General features: G+C 69.9%; 3 protein-coding genes. All 3 read left to right on the forward strand.

The features are described from left to right. Positions 1-178 precede the first annotated feature (178 nt). Genes ACNPQM_RS41320 through ACNPQM_RS41330 form a run of 3 tightly spaced genes read left to right on the forward strand, consistent with a single transcriptional unit; the run spans position 179 to position 3,110 of the window. Positions 179-946 carry a (Fe-S)-binding protein gene (locus ACNPQM_RS41320; protein ID WP_358859290.1) on the forward strand — a complete coding sequence of 256 codons (768 nt, stop codon included), beginning with the start codon at positions 179-181 and terminating at the stop codon, positions 944-946. Then, positions 943-2,481 carry a lactate utilization protein B gene (locus ACNPQM_RS41325; protein ID WP_358859289.1) on the forward strand — a complete coding sequence of 513 codons (1,539 nt, stop codon included), beginning with the start codon at positions 943-945 and terminating at the stop codon, positions 2,479-2,481. The genes ACNPQM_RS41320 and ACNPQM_RS41325 overlap by 4 nt, the downstream gene beginning before the upstream one ends. Further along, positions 2,478-3,110 (forward strand): LutC/YkgG family protein, encoded by a 633-nt coding sequence (locus tag ACNPQM_RS41330; RefSeq protein WP_358859288.1) that lies wholly within the window; start codon positions 2,478-2,480, stop codon positions 3,108-3,110. The genes ACNPQM_RS41325 and ACNPQM_RS41330 overlap by 4 nt, the downstream gene beginning before the upstream one ends. The last annotated feature ends 99 nt before the right edge of the window (positions 3,111-3,209 follow it).

Raw genomic sequence — 3,209 nt, forward strand, 5'->3', positions numbered from 1 at the left:
CCGCCGCCTGCAGGGCACGCTCGTGGACGAGATGGTGTCGCCCGCTGGGTGTCGGGGGGCGTGGGGGGGGGTGCGCAGGCGCACCGCCCCCCTCGTGCGTGTCCTTCCCTTCCTCTTCCGGACCGAGGCTATTATGGTCCGACCATACAAAGGCCAGAGAATCGATCGGAGAGACTCCATGCGCATCGGACTCTTCGCCACCTGTCTGGGAGACACGCTCTTCCCCGAGGCGGTGAAATCCACCGCGGTCCTGCTCGCCCGGCTGGGACATGAAGTGGTGTTCCCGCCGGAGCAGACCTGCTGTGGCCAGATGCACGTCAACACCGGCTACCAGCGCGAGCCCGTACCCCTGGTGCGGAACTTCGCCGAGCAGTTCGGCGACCCGTCCATCGACGCCGTCGTCATGCCCTCGGGATCGTGCGCCGGATCGGTCCGCCACCAGCACGGGATCGTGGCCGAGCGGTACGGCGACGCGGCATTGCGCGCGGGCGTCGCCACGGTCAAGGCCAAGACGTACGAGCTTTCGGAGTTCCTCGTCGACGTCCTGGACGTCACCCAGGTTGGCGCGTATTTCCCGCACCGCGTCACCTACCACCCCACCTGCCACTCCCTGCGGATGCTCCGCGTCGGCGAGAAGCCGCTGAAGCTGCTGCGCGCCGTCGACTCCATCGACCTTGTCGAGCTCCCCGAGGCGGACTCCTGCTGCGGGTTCGGCGGGACCTTCGCCGTGAAGAACGCGGAGACGTCGACCGCGATGCTCCAGGACAAGATGCGCGCCATCGCCACCACGGAAGCGGACGTGTGCACGGCGGGGGACTCGTCCTGCCTCATGCACATCGGCGGCGGACTCTCCCGCATCAAGTCGGGCACGCGCACCCTGCACCTTGCGCAGATCCTCTCCTCCACCCGCACCTCGCCGTACGTCCTGACGGAGGCCGTCCGATGAGCAGCACCTTCCTCGGCATGCCCGCCACCCCGCCCCGCTCCCCGTACGGGACCGGAAATCTGCGCGGCGACCGGGCGTTTCCCGCGGCCGCCCACGACGAGCTCCGCAACGAACAACTGCGCCGCAACCTGGGCAAGGCCACTCATACGATCCGCGCCAAGCGCCTGAACGTCACCGGCGAACTCCCCGACTGGGAGCAGTTGCGCGACGCCGGCTCGGCCATCAAGACCGACACCATGAACCGGCTCCCCGAGCTGCTGGAGCAGCTGGAGCAGAAGGTCACCGAGCGCGGCGGCACCGTCCACTGGGCGCGCGACGGCGTCGAGGCCAACGAGATCGTCACCCGGCTCGTCCGGGCGGCCGGATCCACGGAGGTCATCAAGGTCAAGTCGATGGCCACCCAGGAGATCGGTCTCAACGAACACCTGGAATCGGCCGGCATCACCCCGTACGAGACGGACCTCGCCGAGCTGATTGTGCAGCTCGCCCACGACAGACCGTCACACATCCTGGTGCCCGCGATCCACCGAAACCGCGACGAGATCCGGCAGATCTTCCTCAAGGAGATCCCCGGCGTCGACCCGCGGCTCGACAACGTGCCCGCCCATCTCGCCGCCGCGGCCCGCGCCTATCTGCGCGAGAAGTTCATGACGACGAAGGTGGCGGTCTCGGGCGCCAACTTCGGGATCGCCGAGACCGGCACCCTGTCCGTCGTCGAGTCCGAGGGCAACGGCCGGATGTGCCTGACCCTGCCCGACACCCTGATCACCGTCATGGGCATCGAGAAGGTGCTGCCGCGCTATCAGGACCTCGAGGTCTTCCTGCAGTTGCTGCCGCGCTCATCGACCGGGGAGCGGATGAACCCGTACACCTCGATGTGGACGGGTGTGACGCCCGGCGACGGACCGCAGGACTTCCATCTGGTTCTTCTCGACAATGGACGGACCGCCGCGCTGGCCGACCGGATCGGGCGCGAGGCGCTCAACTGCATCCGCTGCTCGGCCTGTCTCAACGTCTGCCCGGTGTACGAGCGGGCCGGCGGTCACGCGTACGGATCGACCTACCCCGGACCGATCGGCGCGGTCCTCACGCCGCAGCTCGCCGGGATGCACGCCGCCAAGGATGACCCCAACAGCTCCCTGCCGTACGCCTCCAGCCTCTGCGGCGCCTGCTTCGACGCCTGCCCCGTCAAGATCGACATTCCGTCGCTGCTGGTCGAGCTGCGCCACCAGCACACCGAACAGTCCGGTACGACAGCGGAGAAGCTGGCCATGAAGGCGGCGGCCGGCGTGATGAAGCGGCCGAAACTGTTCACGGCAGCGCAGAAGGCCGCGGGGCTCGGCCGGGTGCTCGGCGGGCGGGACGGGAAGATCTCGCATCTGCCGCCGCCGTTCAGCGGATGGAGCGACAGCCGTGACACCGCGGCGCCGCCGAAGCAGTCCTTCCGGTCGTGGCTGGTGTCGGAGGAGGGTGCCGCGACCATGCGGGCCGCCGCCGACGAGTACGGCCGGAACCAGCAGAAGGAGGAGAAGTGACGACCGCTCGCGCCACGGTGCTCGGCCGGATCCGGGACGCCCTGGCCCTCGCCCCCACCCCGGACACCACCATCCCGCGCGAATACCGGACCGGCCGCACACTCCCCGACGACGAGCGACTCGCACTCTTCACCGACCGGCTCGTCGACTACAAGGCACAGGTGCACACCTGCGCGGCCACCCGCACCGCCGAGGTGATCGCGGAGGTGCTGGACGGGCTCGGTGCGCGGAGGATCGGGGTGCCGGCCGGGCTCGACGAGCAGTGGCTCGGCGCGTACGACGGTGACGTCCAGCAGGACTCGGCCGGCATTCCGGCGCCCCGGCTCGACGCGCTGGACGGAGTGGTCACCGCGTCGGCCGTCGGCTGCGCCGAGACCGGCACGATCTTCCTCGACGGCTCGCCCGACCAGGGGCGGCGGGCCCTGTCGCTCGTCCCCGACCTGCATGTGTGTGTCGTCGATCTGTCGGCCGTCGAGGTAGGGGTGCCGGAGGCGGTTGCGCGGTTGGTGCCGGAGCGCCCGACGACGCTGATCAGCGGGCCGTCGGCCACGTCGGACATCGAGCTGGAGCGGGTCGAAGGGGTACACGGTCCGCGCACGCTGGTGGTCGTGATCCGCGTCGACGCGTAGGAGGCGTCCGCCGGACGGCCAGGAGGCCGGGCCGGCGGCCGCCACGGTAAGGGGGGTTGTCCCCGAGCGGGTGGGGGCGCGGTAAGGGGGGTGGGCCCG

Source organism: Streptomyces sp. NPDC056231, assembly GCF_048270745.1.
In the GTDB taxonomy this organism is placed as follows: domain Bacteria; phylum Actinomycetota; class Actinomycetes; order Streptomycetales; family Streptomycetaceae; genus Streptomyces.

Bases quoted from the DNA above. Each gene is read 5' to 3' on its own strand.
- ACNPQM_RS41325 (WP_358859289.1), top strand. From the start codon at position 943: ATGAGCAGCACCTTCCTCGGCATGCCCGCCACCCCGCCCCGCTCCCCG.
- ACNPQM_RS41320 (WP_358859290.1), top strand. From the start codon at position 179: ATGCGCATCGGACTCTTCGCCACCTGTCTGGGAGACACGCTCTTCCCC.